At 53.1% G+C, this 24,894-nt stretch carries 22 protein-coding genes and 1 other annotated feature (1 of these 23 running past the window's edge); of the genes, 7 read left to right on the top strand and 15 right to left on the bottom strand.

Annotated elements, in window-relative coordinates; genetic code table 11:
- Positions 1-119, bottom strand: a binding site (T-box leader) (it extends 112 nt beyond the left edge of the window).
- A gap of 189 nt (positions 120-308) precedes the next feature.
- Positions 309-1,676, top strand: a complete 1,368-nt coding sequence (locus tag KNP68_RS03085; protein ID WP_371819310.1) for an amino acid permease — start codon at positions 309-311, stop codon at positions 1,674-1,676.
- A gap of 95 nt (positions 1,677-1,771) precedes the next feature.
- Here the strand turns inward: KNP68_RS03085 and KNP68_RS03080 are convergent, their stop codons facing one another.
- From KNP68_RS03080 to KNP68_RS03070, 3 genes are all read right to left on the bottom strand, one after another.
- On the bottom strand, positions 1,772-3,307 hold the full coding sequence (locus KNP68_RS03080; protein ID WP_214798614.1) for a murein hydrolase activator EnvC family protein: 1,536 nt from the start codon (positions 3,305-3,307) through the stop codon (positions 1,772-1,774).
- Positions 3,308-3,766: 459 nt separating this feature from the next.
- Positions 3,767-4,132 (bottom strand): DUF423 domain-containing protein, encoded by a 366-nt coding sequence (locus tag KNP68_RS03075; protein WP_021065995.1) that lies wholly within the window; start codon positions 4,130-4,132, stop codon positions 3,767-3,769.
- A 13-nt stretch (positions 4,133-4,145) separates the two neighbouring features.
- Positions 4,146-4,751, bottom strand: a complete 606-nt coding sequence (locus KNP68_RS03070) for a trimeric intracellular cation channel family protein (RefSeq protein ID WP_021065994.1) — start codon at positions 4,749-4,751, stop codon at positions 4,146-4,148.
- Between the two features lie 93 nt (positions 4,752-4,844).
- Between KNP68_RS03070 and KNP68_RS03065 the strand changes: the two genes are divergently transcribed.
- Positions 4,845-6,482, top strand: a complete 1,638-nt coding sequence (locus KNP68_RS03065; protein ID WP_214798611.1) for an ABC1 kinase family protein — start codon at positions 4,845-4,847, stop codon at positions 6,480-6,482.
- Here KNP68_RS03065 and KNP68_RS03060 read toward each other — a convergent pair.
- Positions 6,421-8,013 carry a GNAT family N-acetyltransferase gene (locus tag KNP68_RS03060; protein ID WP_214798609.1) on the bottom strand — a complete coding sequence of 531 codons (1,593 nt, stop codon included), beginning with the start codon at positions 8,011-8,013 and terminating at the stop codon, positions 6,421-6,423. The two genes, KNP68_RS03065 and KNP68_RS03060, sit on opposite strands and share 62 nt — an antisense overlap.
- Positions 8,006-8,521 (bottom strand): glycerol-3-phosphate acyltransferase, encoded by a 516-nt coding sequence (locus KNP68_RS03055; RefSeq protein WP_214798607.1) that lies wholly within the window; start codon positions 8,519-8,521, stop codon positions 8,006-8,008. Before KNP68_RS03055 ends, KNP68_RS03060 begins: the two co-directional genes overlap by 8 nt.
- 85 nt (positions 8,522-8,606) lie before the next feature.
- Between KNP68_RS03055 and KNP68_RS03050 the strand changes: the two genes are divergently transcribed.
- On the top strand, positions 8,607-10,019 hold the full coding sequence (locus KNP68_RS03050) for an NAD-dependent succinate-semialdehyde dehydrogenase (RefSeq protein WP_214716372.1): 1,413 nt from the start codon (positions 8,607-8,609) through the stop codon (positions 10,017-10,019).
- 39 nt (positions 10,020-10,058) lie between these two features.
- Here KNP68_RS03050 and KNP68_RS03045 read toward each other — a convergent pair whose 3' ends face one another.
- Positions 10,059-10,691, bottom strand: a complete 633-nt coding sequence (locus KNP68_RS03045; protein ID WP_021065989.1) for an HAD family hydrolase — start codon at positions 10,689-10,691, stop codon at positions 10,059-10,061.
- 205 nt (positions 10,692-10,896) lie between these two features.
- Here KNP68_RS03045 and KNP68_RS03040 point away from each other — a divergent pair, with 205 nt between their 5' ends.
- Entirely contained in the window at positions 10,897-12,225 is a 1,329-nt protein-coding gene (locus tag KNP68_RS03040; protein WP_214756048.1) for an alkaline phosphatase, read from the top strand.
- A 62-nt stretch (positions 12,226-12,287) separates the two neighbouring features.
- Here the strand turns inward: KNP68_RS03040 and KNP68_RS03035 are convergent, their stop codons facing one another.
- The 5 genes from KNP68_RS03035 to KNP68_RS03015 form a co-directional block, all read right to left on the bottom strand.
- Complete coding sequence (locus KNP68_RS03035) at positions 12,288-12,653, bottom strand: rhodanese-like domain-containing protein (RefSeq protein ID WP_214756046.1); 366 nt, start codon at positions 12,651-12,653, stop codon at positions 12,288-12,290.
- A gap of 105 nt (positions 12,654-12,758) precedes the next feature.
- Positions 12,759-13,031, bottom strand: coding sequence for a DUF5327 family protein (locus tag KNP68_RS03030; RefSeq protein ID WP_058764957.1), 273 nt, complete (start codon positions 13,029-13,031; stop codon positions 12,759-12,761).
- A 69-nt stretch (positions 13,032-13,100) separates the two neighbouring features.
- Positions 13,101-14,396: a DUF2252 domain-containing protein gene (locus KNP68_RS03025; protein WP_214798604.1), complete on the bottom strand. Its 1,296-nt coding sequence runs from the start codon at positions 14,394-14,396 to the stop codon at positions 13,101-13,103.
- Positions 14,397-14,409: 13 nt separating this feature from the next.
- A complete protein-coding gene (msrA, locus tag KNP68_RS03020; protein WP_214716380.1) occupies positions 14,410-15,360 on the bottom strand; it encodes a peptide-methionine (S)-S-oxide reductase MsrA in 951 nt (316 codons plus the stop codon).
- Positions 15,361-15,439: 79 nt separating this feature from the next.
- Positions 15,440-15,622 carry a hypothetical protein gene (locus tag KNP68_RS03015; protein ID WP_214716382.1) on the bottom strand — a complete coding sequence of 61 codons (183 nt, stop codon included), beginning with the start codon at positions 15,620-15,622 and terminating at the stop codon, positions 15,440-15,442.
- Between the two features lie 88 nt (positions 15,623-15,710).
- On the opposite strand from KNP68_RS03015, the gene KNP68_RS03010 reads away from it, so the two are divergent.
- The 3 genes from KNP68_RS03010 (at position 15,711) to KNP68_RS03000 (ending at position 17,879) form a co-directional block, all read left to right on the top strand.
- Positions 15,711-16,046, top strand: coding sequence for a hypothetical protein (locus KNP68_RS03010; RefSeq protein ID WP_214716401.1), 336 nt, complete (start codon positions 15,711-15,713; stop codon positions 16,044-16,046).
- 90 nt (positions 16,047-16,136) lie between these two features.
- Positions 16,137-17,207 (top strand): diguanylate cyclase, encoded by a 1,071-nt coding sequence (locus tag KNP68_RS03005; RefSeq protein ID WP_214798601.1) that lies wholly within the window; start codon positions 16,137-16,139, stop codon positions 17,205-17,207.
- A 147-nt stretch (positions 17,208-17,354) separates the two neighbouring features.
- Positions 17,355-17,879: a hypothetical protein gene (locus KNP68_RS03000; protein WP_058764968.1), complete on the top strand. Its 525-nt coding sequence runs from the start codon at positions 17,355-17,357 to the stop codon at positions 17,877-17,879.
- A 247-nt stretch (positions 17,880-18,126) separates the two neighbouring features.
- Here KNP68_RS03000 and cydC read toward each other — a convergent pair whose 3' ends face one another.
- The 4 genes from cydC to KNP68_RS02980 all read right to left on the bottom strand — a co-directional run bounded on the left by cydC (position 18,127) and on the right by KNP68_RS02980 (position 24,855).
- Positions 18,127-19,842 carry a thiol reductant ABC exporter subunit CydC gene (cydC, locus tag KNP68_RS02995; protein ID WP_214716393.1) on the bottom strand — a complete coding sequence of 572 codons (1,716 nt, stop codon included), beginning with the start codon at positions 19,840-19,842 and terminating at the stop codon, positions 18,127-18,129.
- Positions 19,839-21,563, bottom strand: coding sequence for a thiol reductant ABC exporter subunit CydD (cydD, locus tag KNP68_RS02990; protein ID WP_214798598.1), 1,725 nt, complete (start codon positions 21,561-21,563; stop codon positions 19,839-19,841). Before cydD ends, cydC begins: the two co-directional genes overlap by 4 nt.
- Positions 21,564-21,691: 128 nt before the next feature.
- Positions 21,692-22,378 (bottom strand): Crp/Fnr family transcriptional regulator, encoded by a 687-nt coding sequence (locus KNP68_RS02985; RefSeq protein WP_214798594.1) that lies wholly within the window; start codon positions 22,376-22,378, stop codon positions 21,692-21,694.
- 134 nt (positions 22,379-22,512) lie between these two features.
- On the bottom strand, positions 22,513-24,855 hold the full coding sequence (locus KNP68_RS02980) for a glycoside hydrolase family 31 protein (protein WP_214798591.1): 2,343 nt from the start codon (positions 24,853-24,855) through the stop codon (positions 22,513-22,515).
- Positions 24,856-24,894 lie beyond the last annotated feature (39 nt).

Here is a 24,894-nt window from a genome sequence, read left to right as displayed (position 1 = left end):
AGAAGTTTCGGTTTAGAGCTCGGAAGTCCATTCGCGACATCCCGCATACTGATTCACACCAACCATCAGCTCTCTGTCATGCGGAGACCGTCGTTACTTCTCTTCGTCGACGCCTTTGTTCGTTTCAATTAAGTTAACTCGTACTATACAGGGTGGAAAGATCTGTGTCAAACAAAAGTGTGCGAAAAAACTTTGCTTCTATAGGTGCGAGTGAATCGATCGTCTATTTTGCGATTTTGCGAGTTGACACCGGATTTTTTTGTCTGCTATAGTCGTCCCCAACAACACTTCACTCAGCTAAAGGAGATTTGACTTTGGAAACTAGCAAATTAAAACGTGAGCTGTCCACTCGGCAGTTGACGATGATCTCGCTTGGTAGCGCCATCGGGACCGGTCTTTTCCTCGGAAGCGGCCTTGCCATCCAGACGGCGGGACCGAGCGTGCTCGTCAGTTACGCCATCGGGGCGTTCATCGTCCTTTTACTAATGGGTTGTCTCGCTGAGATGACCGTCGCCCATCCGACTTCCGGCTCGTTCGGCACGATCGCCGAGCGTTACGTCCATCCACTCGCCGGCTTCCTGGTCCGTTATTCGTACTGGGTCGCCAACGTTCTCGCCATCGGCGTCGAAGTGAGCGCAATCGCGATTTATATGCGTTACTGGTTCCCAGATGTGAATGGATTCGTCTGGGTCGCGTTGTTCGGCGGATTGCTTATTTACGTCAACGCCCGTCACGTCCATACGTTCGGGACGACCGAATATTGGTTATCATTCATTAAAGTCACAGCTATCATTTTGTTCATCGTGCTCGGCGCGGCCGCACTGTTCGGTCAGCCCGGCTCACCAATCGAATCGATTACGACCGGAAATGAAGGGTTCTTCGCTTTCGGATTTTACGGCATGTGGGTGACAATCTTCATTTCACTCTTCAGTTTCCTTGGAACCGAGCTCGTCGCCGTCACAGCCGGCGAAGCGAAAGATCCGGACCGCGCCGTCCCGAAAGCGTTACGGGCGACTGTGTTCCGTCTGACATTCTTTTATCTCATCACGATTGGGATCATGCTCATGCTCATCCCATGGCAGCAAGCCGGCATCGATCAAAGCCCGTTCGTTCTCGTCATGCAACAGTTCGACGTGCCTGGCGCTGCTGGCATTTTGAACTTCGTCATCTTAATCGCTGCCTTGTCGGCGATGAATGCACAGCTCTATGCGTCAACGCGAATGATGTATTCCCTCGCCGAGGCCGGTGATGCTCCGCGCATCTTTAAAAAAGTCAGTACGAGCGGTATTCCGATGCCCGCTTTGCTCGTCTCAACAGGCGGGATTATTCTCGCGGCATTGCTTCAAGTGTTCATGGAAACATCGTATCCATTCTTGATGGGCATCTCGATGTTCGGAGCCATCTTCACATGGTTCATGGTATTCGTCTCCCACTTGTTCTTCCGTAAGAAGTGGACAGGACGCAAATTACCGGTCCGCATGATCGGTTACCCGTTCTTGCCGTTACTCGGTGCCGGACTATTGCTCAGCCTCATGATCACAACATGGTTCACCGACTTCAATATTCTGCTCAAGTTCGGGATTCCATGGTTGGTCGGATTGACCGTCATCTATCTCGTCCGTGAGCGGTTCCGCAAAGCAAAAGATCAATCAGACGACATCGAGCAAGCCAACTGAAACAAGCGCCTGTCCGCAACGGATAGGCGCTTGTTTTTAGTTTTGCCGGGACACAAAACGAGGACCTGTCACGATTGACGGGTCCTCGTTGAATATCAGAAGAACTGACGTGGGTTGACTGTGCTTCCCGCGCTCGTTCCTGAATATGAATAGCTTCCTTGGTGAATCTCGAAGTGAAGGTGCGGTCCTGAAGAGTTACCCGTGTTGCCGAGTCCACCGATGTTCGACCCTTGCGTCACACGTTGACCGGCGCTTACTGAGACCGAGTTCAAGTGTGCATAGACCGTCGTCCAGACTTGTCCGTTGATGACGTGGGCGATCATGACGTGATTCCCATATGCGCCACCCCAGCCTGCACGGATGACCGTTCCCGTTGCCGAGGCACGGATTGGTGTTCCGACAGGTCCAGCGATATCGACGCCGTTATGGAACGAGTAGCCGAATTGACCGCTTGCCGGTCCCCATCCTTGTGAGAAACGTCCCGTTGTCGGTTGAATGAACATTGCGCCCGATGGTGCCGGTGCCGATGTGGTCGGTGCCGTCGGAGCTGGTTTAGGCGCTGGTGCCGGCGCCGGCTTTGGTGCTGGCGCAGCCGGTTTCGGTGCCGGTGTGCTATTTTGTGTCGTCTGGTTTGAAGATGAAGACGACTGGGTATTATTGTTATTGTTCTGCTGTTTTTGAGCTGCTGCTCGTTCTGCCTCGGCTTTAGCCGCTGCCGCTCTTGCTTCTTCTGCTTGACGGGCCGCTGCTGCTGCTTGCGCCGCTTCTGCTTGGCGAGCTTCTTCAGCTTTACGCGCTGCTTCTTGACGAGCCGCCTCTTCAGCACGACGACGCGCTTCTTCTTCCTCACGACGTTGCGCTTCAATCTCAGCCGCAATCGCTTCTTCTTGCGCGATTAACGTCGCTTCGATTTCTTGAAGGTCGAAGATTTGCGATTCGAATTTGATATTCTTGTCCTCGAGCTCTTTGATGCGAGCTTCGCGCTGTTTCATCTTCTTCTCGAGTTGAGCCTGACGTACTTCTAGCGCTTTTTGTTGCTTCAAGAGCGATATGCGTTCTTCTTTAAGTGATGCTTGCGCTTCTTGTAACGATTGACGCGTCGCTTCATAGTCTTCAAACAACTCTTGGTCGCTTCGTTGAATCGTTCCGGCCGTGATCATCCGTGTGATCAAGTCCGAGAAGTTTTTCGAACCGAAGATGAACTCAGCCCAATTGATTGAGCCGCCGCCATTCGTTTGCATCGTGGCCATACGCTCTTTCATCATTGCTTCTTGAGCCTTCATCTTCTTCTCATAGCCTTTAATGTCAGCTTCGAGGTCTTCAATTTTCAACTCAGTACGCTTGATTTCTTGGCGTTTCGCTGCGACATCATTGATGATGTCTTGAAGTTGGGCATCCATCTTGTTGACTTCAGCTTGAACTTTCGAGATTTCATTTTTATTTTGCTTAATTTTCGAAGACGTATTCGATTGGTTCTGTTTGACGTTATTCCGTTGCTCTTGCACTTTCTTCTGCTGCTCTTGTTTCTCCTTGATTGACGTCGAGGCATCAGCCACCGAGTGCGTCCCAAGAAGAAGCGCGCTAAGCGTGAGTGTCGAGACGGTGCGTTTCCAATTGATCAATGGGGACATCCTTTCTATTGACGGGGTTAGGGTTCACGTACTATTTAAAGGTCAGTCGTTTTGCTATGTAACAAAAACGATTAATTTTTTAGTTTCAACACGACTAATTATATCGAAGTGTCGAATGTTTTCCTGTTAAAGTTATATTTCACTTTTATTACGACGAAGGGGTGGGAAACCTTATACGGCTCCCCACCCCTTTATATTTCAACATTTTTTCACTTTTCTTTTCTCGAAACATAGTTGTAATAATAGATGAAAATAGGAAATTATTGACCTTATATTAAAAAAGTATAATCCAGGTATTTTTCTAAGTCTAACCATTTCCAAAAAACGTAAAAAGGGCCTGTTTAGTCTCTCGCTCCAGGCGAAAAAGGCTAAACGGGCCAATTGTTCGTTGGTGTGGAGACAAGGGGTCTCACACTCCGAATGATACAGGAGGACTGTTAATCAGGCGTTAACGTTTGATTACAGTTTGAGCGCGCCAATGATAACGAACACCCAGGCCGCGATAAACAAGACGCCGCCAATCGGTGTGACCGCTCCGAGCTTCGTGATTCCGGTCAGCGCCATCACGTAAAGGCTCCCCGAGAAGAAGATGATTCCGGCGAACATGAGCCAGCCTGCCGTGCTGAACTGGCTGATGCTCACTTTCATCAAGACGCTCGCCAAGGCGATAATCCCGATGGCATGAATCATATGGTAGAGCACGCCTGTCTGCCAGTTCGCGAGCATGTTCGGTGTCAGACGTTCTTTCAAGGCGTGGGCCCCGAACGCACCGAACGCGACGCCGAGTGCCATCAAGGCAGCGCCGATGATCAGCAATACTTTCATACTAGTTTCCCCCTTATCGCACTTTGCGTGCAGGTAAATTCCACTTTCGATAGTAGGATATCACTCGAAGCGTCGCCACGACAATTAATAGCGCATACACCGCAAGCCCACCTTCGAGCCGGAAATAATACGTGACGACCGCGATGATGATGGCCCAAATCGCATATACTTCCGATTGTAAGACGAGCGGCTTACGGCCGGCCAACAAATCACGGACAACACCCCCGCCGACACCTGTCAAGACGGCAGCCGCAATCGCTGCCGATAATGGTAAATCGAGCTTGATGGCGACTTGTGCGCCTTGAAACGAAAAGGCGACAAGCCCAATCGCATCGACGATGACACCCCAGCGTTCCCAATGGGGCAAAACGACGCTCGGCAGCAGGAAGATGAGCAATGCGACAAGAAAACAAAGGATGAAGAGATCATTTTGTTGCCAAATCAAGCTGACGGGGTTGCCGAGCAAGACGTTTCGGATTGCTCCGCCGCCGAAGGCTGTCGTAAAGGCGAGCAACCATACCCCAAAAATATCATATTTCTCGTCCATCGCGATGATGGCGCCGCTCGCCGCGAACGCGATCGTCCCGACGACGTTGAGTAATTCCCACTCCATAAACATCCCTTGCCCTTTCTTGAAAGCATTCTGTGGTAAAGTTAAGATACAAAAAATCAGACCAGTCGAGCGACTGCTTGTAAAGGATGTCGGTACTTTATGAAACGAATCGCCTTGTTCCGCATATGGATTATCGTCACAATGTTCGCCCGATTCATCATTAAAATTTATGCCTTCTCACGCAAACAGCAGCAAGGTCTCGCGTCGACCGAAGAATACGAGACACTCATGTTGAATCTCGCCCGCGAGTATAAGCGAAACGCGCTCCGACTCGAGGGGCTGCTAATCAAGCTTGGCCAATTCTTATCGATTCGAGCCGACTTGTTGCCCCCATCCGTTTTAAATGAATTGTCGGAGCTCGTCGACCGTGTCCCGACTTCAGGCTGGGACAAATCCCGCGCCATCTTGGAAGCAGAATGGGGCGTCCCTTACACACAGGTCGTGAAAGACGTCGGCATCGATGCCGTCGCCTCCGCTTCGATTGGGGAAGTATACGGCGCGACCCTGCTTGAGACAGGGAAGCGTGTCGCTCTGAAAATCCAGCGTCCGGACATTGAAAAAATCATTCGGACCGACTTTAAAGCGATGCGAATCGTCACGACGATGCTCAAGCGGACCTCGCTGGCAAAATCGACCGACTTAGATAGCTTATATCGCCAAATGATTTTTGTCATCGGGGATGAATTAAATTTCCAAACCGAATTAAAAAATGCCCTTTATTTCAAAGCGAAGTACGCCGAAAATCCGGACGTCTACATACCGGACTATTATGATCATCTCTGTTCGAACCGGGTGTTGACGATGGATTGGGTCGATGCGCGTCGCATCACCGACCTCGCCTTCTTGAAAGAGAATAACATCGATCGCTCCGCCCTGGCCGAACGCTTATTCACGATGGCGGCCGAGCAACTGTTGTTCGGCGGGAAATTCCACGCCGACCCACACCCGGGTAACGTGCAGATCCGGGCCGATGGCACGATCATCCTGCTCGACTTCGGAATGGTCGGCTCGACGACACCACAAGATATGGCGACCATTCGTAAAATCCTGCAGGCGTTCATCTCGCTCGACTATGACGGGGTCGTCGACGGTCTCGAAGACTTGCGCTTCTTGTTGCCGACGGCGAACAAGCACAATATCCGCCAGGCACTCGAGAAAGCGGTCACGTTCTATTTAGAGACCGATATCGACACGGTCGACACGAAATTGATTGAAAAAGTGTTGCAAGACATCCAGTTGCTCGTCAAGAACGAGCCGATTCAATTGCCAGCCGAGTTCGCGTTCTTCGGTCGAGCCGCCTCGACCTTGCTCGGGATTTTACAAATCCTTGATTCAAAAATCGATTTGTTTACGCTCGGTAAACCGATTGTCATTCAATGGCTCGAGACCGACGGCACGACAATTCAAAACCGTTACGTCATGACGGCGCTCAACTACGGCAAGAAGTTGCTGAACGTCCCGCCGCTCCTCGATAACTATTTGAAAGAGCCGACCCGGAAGCGCCTGTCCGAACAAGCGATGTTCCAACGTGAGCTCGAGTCGAAAGAATTGCTCCATCGTCAAACGTTCAACGCTGGCTTGATTATTCTCGGCCTTGTCGTCGGGCTATTCGGCTATCTCCGACCGGATGAGTGGCTGTTCTGGTCAGGTGGCGTCGTCTCGGTCATCGCTTATTTCAACTCAAGACGCCTCGGTCGAAAGATTCGTCATTTGGCCCGCCAAGATTTCCGCGTCTGAACCCGTCACTCCTTGGAGTGGCGGTTTTTTTCTGGAGCCACGTCCCGATATAGGCGGCGACTTGCTGCAAATCCCGGTCGGTCGTCCATCCCATCGTCGCGACTTGGAGACAGTTCGCGCGCCGCAAATAAACGCTTTCGAACTGGACTTGATAGCCGTGGAACGCCAATTGATATCCTAGCTCAATCGAGGACAGTGTGTCTGGCAGCGTGAGCGAAAAAATGCCCGGCGCTTGGTAGTCCCCGAGTTCAACCGATACACCGCGGCGCACCAGTTCATGTACGAACGCATCAAGTTTGGATTGATGGGTCGCAATCTCCGCGTCCGTCAGTTCGCGCAAGGCGACGTCCATCGCTTGAATGAGCGGGACCGATTGCGTGAAGGCGATTGGGTCATAGCCTGCCAAGTCCAAATAACGAGGAATCGACGGGTTCGGGACAGCTCGTTCTCGCATGGCGACAAACGCCAATCCAGGAGCATTCCGGAGCGCTTTGCCCGAGACGAACGTCACCAGATGCGCGAACGAATAGTCGGTCACTTTCGTCCCGACCACACTGATGGCATCAATTGCAATCTTCATCGGATGTGTTTGTGCATACTGACGCAACTGGTCCAAATCGACCAGCTTCCCCGTCGACGTCTCGCAATGGACCGTCCAAATCCAATCTGGTGCATGTTGTCCGATTCGCTTTAAGTCGAGACGACGCCCAGCCGAAAGCGGGACGACATCAAATTCAAGACCAGCCCGATTGGCATGGTCAATCAGCCGCCGTCCGAACTCCCCTGTGTCGATGATCACGCCACGTCCGCGCAACTGGGCGGCGACGGCATCGTTCGCAATCGTCCCGCTCCCGAGCAATGTGTAAACATGGGGCAACTTGACGAGATGGCTCAGCCTCGACTGGACCGAATGGAGCAAACGGCTGGCCTCGGCCGACCGATGTGATATCGGCTGAGCGGCAAGCGCAGCGCGCACTTGATTCGACAGTTCGACGGGCCCGGCGAGGAGTAGCTTTGGCCGCAACGTTCGCGCGGTCTCTGACTGCATGAACCCAGAGCGCGTCAACTGCATCGGCACGTATAATGCCTCCGCCGTCCCGACCGGTTCTGCGAACGGGATAAACCCGAACCGTCGATATAGCTTCTGTTCGCGTACGGTTCCGCTGATGACAATCCCTTCCACACCCCGGTCTGTCGCTTCCATGAGCATCGCTCGCATAAGTCCGGCAAACGTCCTCGTGTTCCGATAGGCGGGCGTCACGGCCAATAGCCGGACTTCAATCCACTCTCCCGGTGGCAGCGTCACACCTTTTTGTTCAAGTGAAAACGGGTGCTCGTCCCGGATGGCACACATGGCAACGAGCTGCCCGTCCGCCAACCCAATCCAATATGTATTCGTGTCATGAAAGCGGTCGACGAGAAATCGGTCCGCGTTTGGATGGTGCTGCGGGATTTCCTCGACGAACGTCTCATAGTTCAGTCGGTGAATCGCCGAAGCATCCTCCGGCGTTGCTCTTCGAAATTCAATCACGTTGTTTCCCCCTTATGTGGTGATACACGATGAGTAGCATCGTCAAACCGGCCAATCCGACATCTGTTGCGTCCCCCCAGGCCGCGAGCGGTAGGAGCACGAGCATGACGAGCCCCGTCTCGCGCGAGTTACGCGTCACTTTGATGAGAAGCAACAACAGCAGAAGTCCCACGATAAACCATAGCGGGCTGTACGCTAATATAATTCCAGAAAATACGGCGTACCCCTTCCCCCCGGAACGAATATGCCAAATCGGATAAATGTGGCCGAGCGTCAAGGCGAGTCCGGTCTCAAAAAAGTACGGACCGCTGATTGACAACACGAGTACCGTCTTCAAGACGTCGAATCCGTAAACGAACAAAAAGGCTCGCTTCCCGCCAATCCGTAACGCATTGCGGGCACCGGTGTTCCCCGATCCGGTCGTAGCCAGATGTTGACCACTCCACATGCTGTACAAGCGCCCGCCCAGAATACTGCCGACGACATAACCTACGATGATGATCCACATGGCGACCCTCCTCTTTGTAAAATTGTGTATGATTTTTGAAAACGGGTACTTTTACAATGTGACCTAGACGAAAGGGGAAATCAAGATGCGAGTGGAGAACAATTTCATCAATGGAGAATGGATTGATACATCGGACACGATCGAGGTGCGCAACCCCGCCACCGGAAACATCATGGCCACGGTGACAAAGAGTGACACCGCCGAGGCGAAACAGGCTGTCGATGCCGCGCACGATGCCTTGAAGGACTGGCAAGAGAAGACCGCCGAAGAACGCGGCGCTCTCCTGCTCGAATGGAACCGCCTGATTGATGAACATACGGAAGCCATCGCTCGGACGATGGTCGAAGAACAAGGCAAGCCGTTACAAGAAGCCATCGGCGAAGTCCGCTATGCGAATGGCTTCATCGAGTGGTACGCCGCCGAAGGAAGACGCGTGTACGGCGAGACCATCCCGGCCTCGTCGAACAAGAAGCGAATCTTCGCCATCAAGCAACCGGTCGGCGTCGTCGCCGCCATCACGCCATGGAATTTTCCGGCGGCGATGATCACCCGGAAGCTCGCACCGGCTCTGGCTGCAGGCTGCACCGTCGTCCTGAAACCGGCCTCCGCGACGCCGCTGACGGCCATTGAACTCGTCAAACTGGCCGAGAAAGCCGGTTTCCCCCCCGGTGTCATCAATCTCGTCACCGGGAAAGCCTCTGACATCGTGAACACGTGGCAACACGATCCCCGTGTCCGCAAATTGACGTTCACCGGTTCGACCGAGGTCGGCAAGACGCTCATGCGCGGTGCCGCCGATACGATGAAGAAAATCTCGCTCGAGCTCGGTGGTCACGCCCCGCTCATCGTCACAGCGCAGGCAGACCTCGACAAGGCCGTGCCTCAAGCCGTCGCGACGAAATTCCGTAACGGCGGACAGACGTGCGTCTGTGCCAACCGGATTTATGTCGAGCAATCCATCGTCGATGCGTTCTCTGAAAAATTCATTGAGGCCGTCGCGGCGCTCGAAGTCGGGAACGGACTCGACGAAGGGACGGATATCGGCCCGCTCATCGACGAGGCCGCGGTCGAGAAAGTGATGAAGCACTTGGAAGACGCCCAAATCCGGGGCGGGGAAATTACGGGTGGCGAACAGCTAGACGGATTGTTCGTCCGGCCGGCCGTCGTCCGCTATGCGAATGAGGATATGCTATGCATGAACGAGGAGACGTTCGGCCCCGTCGCACCGATTGCGTCGTTCGATACGCTCGAGGAAGTAATTGAGCGGGCGAATGCGACCCCGTTCGGTCTCGCCGCTTATGTCTTCACGCAAGACATCAACGAGGCCCTCTATTTGGCCGAAGCGCTCGAATACGGCATCGTCGGCGTCAATGACGGTCTCCCGTCGACACCGCAAGCACCGTTCGGCGGGTGGAAGCAGAGCGGTCTCGGCCGTGAAGGTGGTCACCATGGCATCGAAGAATTTTTGGAAATCAAATATATCTCGCTTGGACTTTAAAAAAATTCCGGTTGAACATCGCGTTCAACCGGAATTTTTTTATGATTCGATATACGTAATCAAGTCGTTCGGCGTCGCAATCACATGATCCGCGAGCGCCCATTCATCCTCGTTTCCAAACCCAAATCCAGTCAAGACGACCGGGAAGTCATGGGCCCGAGCCGCTTCGACATCCGATTTCCGGTCCCCGACCATCACATAGTCGTTCTCGCCGTGACGGAGGCGATGCGCCGTCAAAATGTCGGCTTTTTTCTCACCACTTACGGATTCGAGGCATTCTGGCGCCGTCATGAACTGGCGAATATTTTGCGAGTCGAGAATCAAGTTCAAATAATGGACACCGCAGTTGCTCGCGGTCGTCAACGTGTGCCCTTTTTTATGAAGCGCCTCGAGCATCTCATAGATGCCGTCGAACAAGACGAGCTGTCCTTCCATCGCCCGCTCGAGCGTCTCATGCCGCAACTTGCGAATTTGGCGAATCTCTTCAATCGTCGCTTCCGGGATGACATGTTCCCAAAATGCGTTGCCGGCCAACCCGTAACCGGAACGGACCGCATCCTCACTCGGTTTCGGTAAATGTGGAAGTTGCTCCAACGCCTCGTGAATCGCTTGCGTCATCGGTCCGGTCGTGTCGACGAGCGTCCCATCGATATCAAATAAAATGACTGCCATTGTCTGGTCCCCTCTCTCTTTCCTATGTTCCTACCGTAGCAGAATCCCCTGAAAACCGAAAGCGGAAACGTCACTAGGCATAAAGTCTGGTGCTTACAAGTGGTCCCATCTTTTTTTACAGATTCTAAAAAAAAGGGAAATGGAACATTTACATTTGTTTTTTATAGTGAGGACTGTAGTGATTACATATGCAGGAGGCAGACAAATGAGCAAACAAAAATGGATGATTGGGACGCTCGCTTTCGGCTTAACGGTCGGCGCGGTCGTTGGCGGAAGCGGGATTCAACCAGAAGCTGGCGCGAACGCCAAACATAACCAGAAGCAAGTGAAAAATGTGATTTTTATGATTCCGGACGGATACTCCGCATCTTACGCCACCAACTATCGATGGTATGCGGACGAGGAAGAGACTACACTCGATCAACATTTGACCGGGATGATGCGGACGTATTCCGCGAACTCGAAAGTGACCGATTCGGCAGCCGCCGGGACAGCGATGGCGACCGGCGTGAAGACGAACAACGGCACAATCAGCATGGACCCGAACGGCAAGGAACTGACGTCAGTGCTCGAAAAAGCGAATCAGATTGGAAAAGCGACCGGACTCGTAGCCACGTCGACCATCACCCATGCGACGCCGGCCGTTTTCGCCTCACACGTCGCGTCGCGCGCGAGCGAGGCCGAGATCGCCAAACAATATATGGATGAGCTCGAGGTGGACGTCTTGCTCGGTGGCGGTCAAAACTATTTCACTACTGAACAAGACGGCGGCTTGCAAAAAGAAGATTTGATTGCTCGAGCGGAGGCAGCTGGGTATACGTATGCAACGAATGCAGACGAGCTTGAAACTGCGAACGCTTCGAAGTTGCTCGGTCTGTTCGCACCAGAGGCGATGGCACCAGAACTCGACCGTGAGATGACCGAGGAGCCGAGCCTTGCCGAGATGACCACGGCCGCTTTGACATCCCTTAACCAAGACAAAGATGGCTTCTTCCTAATGGTTGAGGGCAGTCAAATCGATTGGGCCGGTCACGCCCACGATGCCGCTTGGGCGATGAAAGATTCTGAAGCGTTCCATGACGCTTTCCAGAAAGCCATCCAATTCGCCATGAAGGACAAACAGACACTTGTCGTCGTCGCAGGCGATCACGATACGGGAGGCATGTCGGTCGGCGGTTATAATGAGTACGTGGCCAAACCAGAAGTGCTTCGTTCGGTCACGGCGACGGGCGATTTTATGGTCGATTCGTTTGATGAGTCGCTGACGAATGTTCGGGACGTCGTCGAACGATATACGTCACTCACGCTGACGGAAGCAGAAGTGAAGGCAATCCAAGCGGCCGAATCGCCAAGACGCACGCTCGTACTGAATGAAATCATTAGCAAACGCGCTTACGTTGGTTGGACGACGTCACAACACACGGGTGTGGACGTCCCACTGTATGCCTATGGTCCTCAGCACGACCGCTTCACTGGCGTTCTGGATAACACTGACGTGCCGAAGCAAATTATGCAGGCCCTCAAACTGAAATGATGTGGATGCGTACCAAAAAAACAGCTCTAGTTGAACATATTGTTCGGCTAGAGCTGTTCTCATTATCCACGCCAGAAATTCATACCACCTTTGACCGAATAGACGTCCGTATAACCTGCGCTCTTCAACATGGCGGCGGCTCGTTGGCTTCGCATCCCGCTCTGACAGATGACATAGACCGGACGGGCTTGATCTTTTGGATACTGGGCACTCGCATTGCCGAAGCCAGAGAGTGGCACGTTCTTCGCTTGCTTGATATGCCCACCTCGGTATTCGTGCGGTTCTCGGACATCGAGCAATTGAATGTTCCGCTCTTCGGCAATCTTTCGTTTCAACTCATCCGTCGAGACTGTTTTCGTGCCGTTCCGCTTCGTCCACCAAAAATAAATCAATCCGATCACTACTGCAACAAACAAGAAGTCAAGCATAGTCACGCCTCCGTTAGGTATATTTTAGTCAACCCCATTATACCCCCTACGGTATATAAGTCAACGCGAACGCCTCACAAAAAAAGCTGTGCCACGGGGCACAGCTTAAAAGTCGAGCAATGAATCAGTTTTCGGTTTGTCCTCTTCTTCAAGCGGAATTCCAAGGAACGCCGCCATCTGACGATCGAGCGGCGGCTTCGACTCGACCGGTTGGGCCACGGGAACCACTGCTTGTTGCGTCGGAGCCGAATCGGCGAGCAGTAGCTCGCAATACCCCATCAGCTTGGCCAAATGGCGCTTCTGGGCCTCTCCGCTCGACTGTTCGATTTGTGTCATCACTTGCTTCATCTGCAAGATGACCTGTTGTTCCGTAATCATCTATCGCACACATCCTTTACCGTTCCATTCTGAAGCAAACGAGGGGCTGGCCGCAAGTCCGATGCTCGTTCAGACGTGAGTCTCCGAGCGCGTCGTGAGCCATGTCTGGAACGCTTCAAAATCAAACCGGATTTGATTGGCGTAAAATTGGGACCAACGTGTGATTTGACGGATAAACAGCGGGCGCGACACACCGATGGCCGCCGCGATGCGTTCACTCGCCTCATAATCGAGCACGTTCGCATCCGCATCCGCCCGGGCATGAATCTTGGCGGTGATTTCCGCCTGCACTTTCAACGTCTCGATGAGCGATTCCTCATTCTTGATGTGCTTCGCTTTCACTTTTCGCTTATACGGTGACCGTTGACGGACGTAGTATTCATTCCCATCAATCGTCAAGTAGCCGAGATACGGGTCACGACTGTGCACCATGGCACGCTGAGCCGCGATGACACGGGCCCCTTGATGGGACAGCCCGTCCTCAAACAATGGATGCGTCGGCAAGAAGAGAGACGGGACGGCCGATTGGGCTTGTTTCATTTCAAGGATGATATCCTCGTCATGCTCCTCGTCCGCGCCTTCAATCAAAATATAATATCGTTCGAGTCCAATCGAAGCGGTGCCACTCTCACGTTTAATGGCGATATCTTTAATCTTGTAATGGTCGGCGTGATGGCGATGTTTCTCCGATAACGACGACAAATAGTCCGGCCATGCCTGCTTGATTTGCTTCGCCGTCTTCGGACTGACCGGCACGAGGTCGTCACTCGTCGCAAAGTAGCGCTCCTCGTCCCGCACTTCCGTCCGCTCGGCCATGAACGCGTCTTTCTTCTTCTCGACCTTTTTAATCACTTTCTTGATCGCTTTGCACGTGTTCGCTTTCGTGAACTGGACATCTTCGTCTTTCCCGTTCGCGTAACGCTCAATCGCACGTGCATACGTGTCAGCATATGTCTCGATGGCCCGAGTCGCATCAAAACCTGACTCGGCGGCAAACAAGTCAACTGAGATGGCCATGCGCAGGACGTCAAACAAATAAGAGCCGAGATACGCCTCATCAAAATCGTTCACATCGTAAATGATCGTCCCGGCGCCATCTTCGAACACACCGAAATTCTCAAAATGGAGATCTCCTTGAATGAACGTCGGATGGGACGCATCCGTATCAAACGCGAGCGGCACTTTCGCAAAGTCGTAATAGAACAAGTGCGAACTCCCACGGAAAAACGAGAACGGCGTCGCGCTCATCTTGTTATACTTCTCATCTCTGGCGGCTTCCGATAGATTCCGAATCGATTTGTCGTAGTAGTCCAATACGGTCGCGAGCGTCTCACGACGGATCTGTTGTTTGACGGATGTGAACATGGCCTTCTCTCCTTCACGCATCGAATAGGTGCTTGTACTCTCCATAACCTGCAGACTCGAGTTCTTCTTTTGGAATGAAACGGAGCGCTGCCGAGTTGATGCAGTAGCGCAAGCCACCGAGCTCTTTCGGACCGTCATCGAACAAGTGGCCGAGGTGGCTGTCGGCTCCCTTCGAACGGACCTCCGTCCGGACCATATGGTGCGTCGTGTCCATGTTCATGTCGATGCGCTTCTCTTCGATTGGACGCGCGAAGCTCGGCCAACCGCAATTCGATTGGAATTTATCGCGCGACGTGAAGAGCGGTGTCCCATCGATGACATCGACATACAGCCCTTCCCGCTCCTCATCCCAATATTCGTTTTGGAACGGAGGCTCGGTGCCGTTCTCTTGCGTGACTTTATATTGCATCGGCGTCAGACGATCTTTCAATTCTTTCTGAATCTTCTTGTCACTCCACGCCTCTTTCACGAACTTGGCCCGGCCAGAACCGACCCGGTACATCTCATAACGGAATGGGTTTTTCTTGTAATAGTCCTGATGGTAGTCTTCTGCTTCCCAGAACGTCTTCGCTGGGCGAATCTCCACTTCGATTGGTCGATCGAAGCGGCCTGAGTCTTCGATTTCTTGTTTGGAGCGTTCAGCCGCCGCACGCTGTTCTTCTGAATGATAGAAAATCGCCGGTCGATACGATTCACCCCGATCGTTAAACTGTCCGCCACCATCGGTCGGGTCGATTTGACGCCAATAGATGCGCAACAGTTCCTCGTACGAGATGACTTCCGGATCGAACGTGACCTCGATCGCCTCTAGGTGACCTGTCGTCTCTGAACAGACTTGTTGGTAGGTCGGGTTGTCGACATGTCCGCCCGTATAGCCGGAAATGACGCGCTCGACCCCCTCATATTTATGAAACGGTTTGACCATACACCAAAAACAGCCTCCCGCAAATGTAGCTTTTGTCATAATAAATCCCTCCTTACTATGTAGTGTACCCAAAAAATCTCACAGACAACAAAAAACGAGAACCCCGAACGTGTTCTCGTCAGTCTTCTTCGACCCGATTCATATGTCGCATCACTAAAAATAAGATGACGCCGACGATGGCCGCTCCGAGAGCAGTCAATGCCAGATTGCCTCGAGCCGATAATGTATAAAAGATGGCTAACCCGATCAAGATGAGCGCAATCGGAATGAAGGCTCGTTTGAAATGGTCCCAATACCGCACGGACAGTCCCCCTTTTTCTCTATCATACCAAACTTATTTGCTAAGATAGAGTGGAAGATGATGTTCCATTTCGAAGGAGGCACCTAATATGGAAGTTGAACGATTATGGGCCAATCGCCCGACACTGATGTGGGAAGACCGAATGAACGAGGGAGATGACGTGTATACCGTCGAGATCATCTTTGCCGTCGATGCCGCGCTTCGGCGGTACGTGACCGCCTTGACACAGGCAGACGGCACGGAAGCAAACGTGTTAGCGGCCGTCCGCGACGTCGTATTGCGTTTAAACGAAATTGACGAAGAACACGACCATTTCATCGAGACGGTCGAGCGTGAGGAATTGTACGACTTCATTCAAGCCGGTGCCATTTTAGCCGGTTATGAGACGACAGAAGACGTGACGGAAGAATGGCGAGAATGGTGAACACATTATCCCCATCCATCAAGCGTCAACCTGGTTGTAATGTGCTAAACTGAAACTAATTATTTCCATTTCACGTTAGGGGATGCGTTCATGCTCACAATCATCAACTCATTTTTTCTAAATCTGTGTATCCTATTCACGCTATTCACGATTTCGTTTCTCCCTTTCCGAAACCGTCCACGGCTCACACCGAAATCACCTTTAAAAAGCAGAATTCTGCTCGGCGTTCAAACCGGGCTCGTCGCCTTGATTTTACTAGCGAACGCACTGCCACTTGAAGGGATCCTAATTGATTTGCGCTCCATCCCAATCTCACTCGCCGTCCTGTTCGGTGGATGGGTCAGCGGAACGGTTGCCGCCGTTATCTTTTTGACTGCTCGTTTTTTGATGGTCACCGACGGGGCGTACATCGGCTTTTATCTGGCCGTTTTGAGCATGATTGGGCTCGTCCTTCCCATCAGTCTATTGCGCCTCAAACTCGATAATACCCGCAATACGCTACTCATTTTCACGACAATCAGTATCGCTGTTTTCGGTGCCGCCATCTATTACGCGTTACCGCTTCAATTGTTCTACCCTATCATTTTTGCCTACGTCGTGATGGCATACGGCGGTGCCTGTGCTTCTTACCGGTTGCTCCAAGAGTTGCGACGTCACTTTGAGAACGTCCAGCACCAGCAACAACTTGCTCGGACGGATGCATTGACCGGCATCGCCAACCGACGTCTATTGAATGAAGCCATGGCCAACCTGAACGTCGAGGCGAAAGAGTACGCGTTGATTCTCGTCGACATCGACCACTTTAAACGCGTGAACGACATGTACGGCCATGACGTCGGGGACGATGTATTGCGTGAGCTCGGCATGTTACTCGTCGCCGAGAGCGACGAACGGCATCTTGTCGGTCGTTTCGGCGGAGAAGAATTTTTAATCATCATGCCGAACGCCAATCGAGAGGACGTGACTCGCCTCGCCGAATCTATACGAGAAAAAGTCTCGACGTTCCCGTTCGAGACGAGCGCCGGGACGTTACATATCACGGTCTCGCTCGGCGCCTGCCATTCAAACGACATCGAAGTCGACAGCGTGTTGAAGCATGCCGACGAAGCGTTATACCACGCTAAGGAATCTGGTCGCAATCGCTTCATCTTGGCGTCGTAATCGGCGAATCGTTCGCTAAAGATTGCGGTTTTACGCAGTTTTCCCGCTTTACTTTCAACTAGTGAATCGGTACACTAGGCTAGACTTTGATTCGATGATTCTTACAGTTGATCATAGATTTGGACAGAAAAAGGGGAAACACATTTCATGACAGTATTGTTATCACTATTCGGTTTGATGTTTGTGGGATCGTTCATCCTCGACTATCAACGTGGCAAGACGTTCCGCCAGTCGCTCTTCGGGGGAGTCGACACGATGAAACGGAACTTACTGATCTTTTTACGCACGTCACTCTCAATGATGATTTTCATCGGCCCGCTCTTGCTCATCTCGATGTTTGCGTTCTCAGAGCTCGTCTCGTTCGAAACGGTCGCTGCGTTCATGATTTCCGTGCTTAGCATCGGTTTCGCGGAACGCATCATCGGGATGATCGTCGCTCCGCTCGTCCGGACGTTCTGGCATCAACGTGGCAAATTGATGCCACTCTATCTCGACGCTGGCCTCTACATCTTCTTGCTGTCGATTCTCATCCTCGAGTTCTTGATGAACATTCCAGGTGTTGAACTCGGCGCATCAGCCATCGCTGTATTTTATGCGTTCGCGCTCTTCTATATCCGCTATTTGTTCAGCTTGATTCGCTTCACGTTCCGCAAGGGCGTGCCATCAAGCTGACGATTGACCGCAACCCGAACCGGTTGTGGTTTTTTTATATCATTTTCTAATTGACAATGAGAATCGTTATCATCTATACTCAAGATGTAGCTCCCAAAAGCTTGACGTAACCGTTCCCCAAACTATTGCGTCACGTGGATTCCCCTCCACGACACTCTTTTTGAAAGCAATGCGACAACCCCCATTTGTTGCACCCAAATTTGCCATCCAAAAAACGAGCGGCTCTCCGACGGAGCCGCTCGTTTTTTCATGCGAAAATATCTTGCTCGATCTGTTTCAAGCCATAGAAGACACCGCGGGACCGCATCAGTTCATCATACGTTCCCGTCTCTACGACGCTACCGCCTTCCATGACGATGATGTGATCGAAGCGCTCGAGCCCGGTCAGGCGATGGCTGACCATGACGAGTGTCGATGACTCGGCACGGCGGAAGACTTCGGCGAACACGTCCGCCTCGGTCCGCGCATCGAGGGCCGACGTCGCTTCATCGAGAATCCAGAGCACCCCGTTCTTCAAGAGCGCCCGGGCGATGGCGAGCCGTTGCCGTTCTCCGCCCGACAAGTTCGCCCCTTTCTCGAGGACAGGCTCATCGAGTGAGAAACCGAGCCGGACGCTCGTGAGCGCCGCTTCCATCTCAGCGTCGGTGAACTCTCCGGCGAGCGCCAAGTTCTCGCGCACCGTCCCGAAGAAGAAGTGATTCTCTTGAAGGACGACGCTGGCTTCACGCCAAACCGATGCTTGGGTCACATCATCCAAGCGTTGCCCATTCAATCGGATCTCACCGGAATCAGGTCTGACGAAAGCGAGCAACAGTTGCAGGAGCGTCGATTTCCCTGAGCCGCTCGGCCCGACGATGACCGTCTTCGTTCCGCTTCGTAACGTCACATCCACGTCGCTCAGGACGTCGCGGTACGTATCCGGATAGCGATAGGTCACGCGCTCGAACGATACGTCTGGAGCGGATTCGAGTACCATGTCCGTCCGGGTGGCCTCGGCCGCGACGATTGCTTCACTCGGCTCGACGACTTCGAGCAGTCGATCGGCCGCTTGCTTGCTGTCGGCAAAGTGGCCTGGGAAGACCGCCATCGGTGTCGCGTTCTCAAACGCGGTGAGCGACATCATGATGAGCATGGCCAAAAATAGGCCGTTCAACTCGCCGTCGACGACGAGATACGCCCCGATGGCAAGAACACCCCACGAGACGAGCAGGGATGCCGCCACGACGAGTGACGAGTTGAAGAACTGATTCGTCACATCCCGCTTCTGCGCTTCGGCGTAACGGTCACTCTGTTCGAGCAGCTCGCCGCGTGTCCGTCCAAGTTGATGATGAAGCAACAAATCGCGATATCCGTACATCATCTCTGTCATCCCACTCGACAGGTCACCCCGTAAGGCGCGAAGCTCGCGGTCGTGCTTGGCACGGATTCGGGCGAAGAACGCCGGAATCAAAAAGCCGGTCACGAACACACCGAACAAAATCCAGAGGCTGACCCACATCGAGAAATACGTGACGAAAAAAATCGTACTCAAGAAGACGAGCACCAAGATAATCGGCGGATAGAATACCCGTAAAAAGTAGTTTTGCAAGCTCTCGACGTCACCGACGACGCGAGCGAGCAAATCTCCGCTCCGATACTTGGCAAAGATGCTCGGCACGAGCGGTTCGAGCTGGCGGTAAAACCGGACCCGCAACTCGCTCAAAATCGTGAACGTCGCCCGGTGCGAGGCAAGGCGCTCTTGATAACGCGCACTCGCCCGAATCACACCGAACAATTTAATCAAAACGACAGGCACCATGAGCGCATAGAGCGGCGGTACGAGACCGGCCCGTGAGACGAGGTAACCGCTCGCCGCGAACAAGGCGACGGCCGCGATGCCGGCCACGTACCCAAAAAAGATCGAGAGGACGATATCCTTCTTCTCGCGCATCATCCATTTCGTGATCGTCCAAAGTGAGTTCATCCTCTCACCCCTTTCTGTAGCGTGAACAAGTCAGCGTATTGCGGAACGCTGAGCAATTCGTCATGCGTACCTTGGGCGAGGAGCTTCCCATCGTCCATGAACCAAATCGCGTCCGCCTGCTTGATCGTATGCAAGCGATGCGCGACCGTGACAAGCGTCGCCTCGCGCGACAACTCCTCAATCGAGCGCCGAACGATTTGCTCCGTCACTAAATCGAGCCCTGTCGTCGGTTCATCGAACAAGATGATGCCCGGTCGTTTCAAGAAGGCGCGGGCCAAGGCGAGCCGTTGCCGTTCGCCTCCAGACAATCCATAACCGCCTTCACCGAGTTCGGTATGAATGCCGTTCGGCAATTGCGCGATGACATCGTTCAATCCGGCTGCATTCGTGGCTTCAAGGATGTTTATCTCGTCGGCCGTTTCCCCGAGGGCGATATTATCGGCGACGGTACCGGCGAACAAATACGGATTTTGTGAGATGTAGCCAATCGTGTCATACCATGACGAATCGGTGTATGTCTCGAGCGGTTCTCCGTCGACGAGGACACGTCCACTGTCCGGTTTCACGAGCCCGGACAACACGTTCAATACGGTCGTCTTACCGGACCCGCTCGCCCCGACGAGCGCCACGTGGGCACCGGCAGGAATCACACCGCTTAATGGATGCAGCGTAAAGCGTCCACCTTCATAGGCGAACGAGACGGCGTCGAGCTCGAGGTCGGGTGTCGGGCTCGTCAACGTCCGGTCGCCCCAGGTCAAGCGTTCATCCGGTGCATCGAGCGCCTCGAAAATACGGTCGGCCGCCCCCATGCTGCCTCGTCCGGTGTGGAACGCACCGCCGAGGTCTTTGATGGCCAAATAGTATTCCGGGGCCAAGACGAGAATCAAAAAGCCGGAGAAGAACGTCAAGTTCTCCCAGACGACCATTTGGAGCGCCACTTCGAGTGCGACGACGCCCGTGCTGAGCATCGAGATGAACTCGAGCATGAGACCCGACAGGAACGCCGTCTTCAAGACGACCATCGTCGCGTCGCGGAAATCGAGACTGCTCTTTTCAATCGCTTGCGCCTCACGCTCGGTCCGACCGTATAGTTTGAGCGTCGTTAATCCTTGCAACACGTCCAAGAACTTGCCGGAGAACTGATTCATTTTCTCCATCTGCTGTTCTGACTTCTTCTGGGTCGCAATCCCGATGATGATGAAGAAAATTGGGATGAATGGAGCCGTCACCATCATGATGACGCCTGAAATCCAATGTTGGCTGAAGACGACGACGAGAATGAGTAGTGGAATAATCGACGTTTGAATGACTTGCGGCCAATATTGGCTAAAGTAGGCATCGACTTCGTCGACCGCGTCCATGAACACGCTCACCTTTTTACCGGATTGACCGGATAGTGACGTCTCAATCGGATTCGACGTATAGCGGTCGAGCAATTGCAATCGGAGTGTTCGTTTCGCCTTTTCTGACAGGCTCGCTCCAATCCTCCCCGACATATAGCCGAAACCAGCTCGTGTGACGAGCGCGAGGATGAGCCACCCGAGCGTCGGAACGATGCTTTCAAACGATGCATTTTTTAAAAAGACTTGATCGACAATGTCGACAATCAAATAGGCTTGAGCTAAAATCGACAACCCGATCATCACTGCCGCGATGATGAGTCCGACGATATGGCGTTTTTCTGCTAAAGCGAGAGCTTGCAGTCGTTTCACTGCGTTCATCCTTTCTATCAATCAGGAGACTTTTTCTTTGTGAGGATTCTCACTAATTATACCTGATGCACCCTTGCAAGGCGAACGCTTCGCTTCCTCAGACATGCAAAAAACGCCACGTCCCACACGCGGCGCCATCACAGCGACTGTTCAAAATATTCAGGATGACCGATCATCAATTCCCGCGCATCAAATTGAAGCACGTCTTCTTTTCGCAACCGCGACAAGATGTTCGATACGGTCTCTCGTGACGTGCCCGACAAGCGCGAAATCTCAATCGTCGTGAACGGGCAGCGGACACGAACGTCCGTCGCTTCCGCCTCCCCGAGGTCTTCAATCAAGTAATGAATCGTGTTGAGCACCCGGTCGGTCGCACTCGGTGTGATGATGTCCTGGACACGGCGCTCGTGCAAATCGAGAATCCGGTTCATCTGTCCGACGATGTGGAGCAACATCGATGCGTTCCGCGAGACGAGTTGTTCGAATCGATCGGTCGGCATATAGATGACCTCGATATCGGTCAACGCCTCGGCTGAATGTTGATAGTACGGTTCCGTCAGCAAGCCGCGATACGGGAACAACTGCTTCGGTTTCAAGTAGTCCGTATATTGATGTGTCGCCGTCTCGTTGCAACGTTCAAGCTTCACATAACCGCTAATCAAGAAATAGACCCGTTCCCGGGGATCGCCCTCTATGAACAAGAGTTGACCTTTCCGATACGTGCGGCAATAGACATGCGGCAACAGCGCCTCGAGCTCTCGTGTGGCACATTTGGCGAACACATCAAGCTGTCTCAAATCGTCCACCGTCCATTTTGGTTTCATGTCGCATCCTCCAATCCATCTTGCCTCTCTTTTAAGTATAAAGCGACCTCTTATTGAAAACGCTTACAAAATCCGACGATTTTCTGACAAAAAAAGAAGGGCATGAACCGCCCCTCTTCGTCACAATAAAGTATTCAGTCGAGCATCAATTCCATGATCGCGTCTTGCAGGTCGCGATCGAGTTCGAGCGCATGTAAATCGAACAGCCATGCTTCGAGTCGCGTCTTCGCCGCCGCTGACCGGTATAACCGGTCTTTTAAATCGTATGAGATTTCCGCACGGTCCAAGAAGCGATACAACCGATCGAGACGATGGTCGTTCGCCGTCACATCGACCGGGAGTTCCACGGTCAGCTCGTCTCTGATCGGTCCGAGCTCGAGGCGAAGCGTCTGTGTCTCCCGTTTGTATTCACCAGACCCGGTCACCCCTCGAAGGAGCAACGTGACATGGCGGTCCACCGGTAACACAGACCGGTCACCTGTCACTTGGATATGAAGGCTCCGTTCCTCCCAATCGAGCGTGAACGTCGTCTCGGCGTAGGCTCCCGTCTCATAGCCACGGTCCTTCCCATTGTCTTCATAGAGCGTGAACGTGTTCGAGGCGCCTGGGAAGATGAGCACTTCCAAATCGGCCGGGTTGTCGGTATCGTTTCGACCCGAATGGTGTGGTGCCATCGGGATGATCGCCCCGGCTTTGGCGAACACCGCCTGATCTTCGAGCCCACGGAACATGCGAACCGATTTGTCTCCGCTGTAGCGATGACCCGTGAAGAAGTCGAACCAGTCGCCTTTCGGTAGCCAGACGTTCGTCGCCGCCACGTGGAGCTGTCGATTCATCGGTTCGACGATTGGGGAGACGATGAGTTCACTGCCGAAGTAATACTCATTCGGCACCTCATATGCCGCGTCTTCGTCCGGGTGCTCGTAATACATCGGTAAGACGAGCGGCAAGGCGCCGACATGATTTCGCCAGTTCATCGTATAGGTATATGGAATCAATTGATGGCGCAGACGCAGGAACGTCTTCATCGACCGTTCCGCCTCGAGACCGAAGCGCCACGGCTCCTTGCCGTTGAACGTACTCAATGTCGAGTGCAGTCGCATAATCGGGCTGAATACACCGAATGCGACCCAGCGCGCGGCGAGTTCATCATCTTTCGACCCACGATAATGGCCGCCGATGTCATGACTCCACCAGCCATAGCCGATATTGGCCGCCGTCGCTGTAAAGTATGGTTGGAAGGCCAGGGACGCCCACGAAATCAACGTGTCGCCCGAAAAACCGACCGGATACCGATGGCTGCCCGGCCCGGCGTAACGGGAGAAGATGAGCGGACGGTTGCCGTCACGGGCGATGTCGGCCGCATGATAGTGATTTAACATCCAGAGCGGGTCGAGCCCCTCCATTTTCGAGGTCGAGCCTTGTTGCCAGTCAATCCACCAAAAATCGACGCCGTCGACTTCATGCGGATGGTGCATCTGCTCGAAATAAGCTTGAATGAAGCGCTTATCAGAGAAGTCGAACGGAATGCGGTCACCCTGGGACGGGTCGATGCCCATCGCCTCGGCCATCGCCGTATACTGATCTTCGAAGGCACGCACGCCGTCCGCCGGGTGCAAGTTCAACGTGGCGAGCAGACTCTCTTGTTTGAGCCACGTCAAGAAGCCTTTCGGGTCCGGGAACAGGTTTTTATTCCATGAATAACCCGTCCATCCGCTCCCGTATTCTTCGGGGACATCGGTGACGTGCCAATCCATGTCGATGACGCTGACCGAGAACGGGATGTCTTCTGTCTTAAACCGACGCATGAGTTCTTTATATTCCGTCTCGTCGTAGCGCCAATAGCGGCTCCACCAGTTGCCGAGCGCTTTTCGTGGCAACAGCGGCGTCGGGCCTGTCAGTTGATAGAAGTCACGCAGCGCCTGCTTATATTCATGTCCATATCCGAAGTAGTACAAGTCATGGATGTGTTTCCGTCTCGGTTCCACAAAACGGTCCTCGGTCATGATGAACGAATCGGAATCATCGATGACGGCATATCCTTGTTTTGAGGCGATGCCCTCACCGAGTTCCGTCGCCCCGTCGACATGGTCGAGCGTGCGCGCCGTCCCTTTCAACGTCCGCTCCGGTCCGTTAAATGTATAGCGGCTATAGTACGTACTGAAGTTCCCTTTCACATCGACGTAGAGCGTGTTCGGCGCGAACGGCCCTTTCGTGTAATAGAGGTGGACGTGCTCCGTGATGATTTGCAGTTCCGTCTCATCCTCGATCACGCGAAACTCCGGGACTGCGAACGCCCGGTTAAAGACGACTTGGGTCGGCCGGTCCTCGAACACTCCATCTTCCGCGTATTCCATCCGAATCAGTTGGCTCGTCAGTACCGTGAAGCGATAGCAGCTCCCTTGGACGATTGCTCGATTATCTGCCTGTGGTTTCATTTGTTGCGTATAGACGTTCTCCTCTTCAAATAGACGCATAAGCTCGAGCGTTACCGCTCTTCGTCACTCCCCTTCTAA

The organism is Exiguobacterium sp. s50 (genome assembly GCF_018618175.1).
Classification (GTDB): domain Bacteria; phylum Bacillota; class Bacilli; order Exiguobacteriales; family Exiguobacteriaceae; genus Exiguobacterium; species Exiguobacterium chiriqhucha.
The sequence above is the reverse complement of the archived record's forward strand: the minus strand, read 5'-3'. Positions and strand labels throughout refer to the sequence as shown.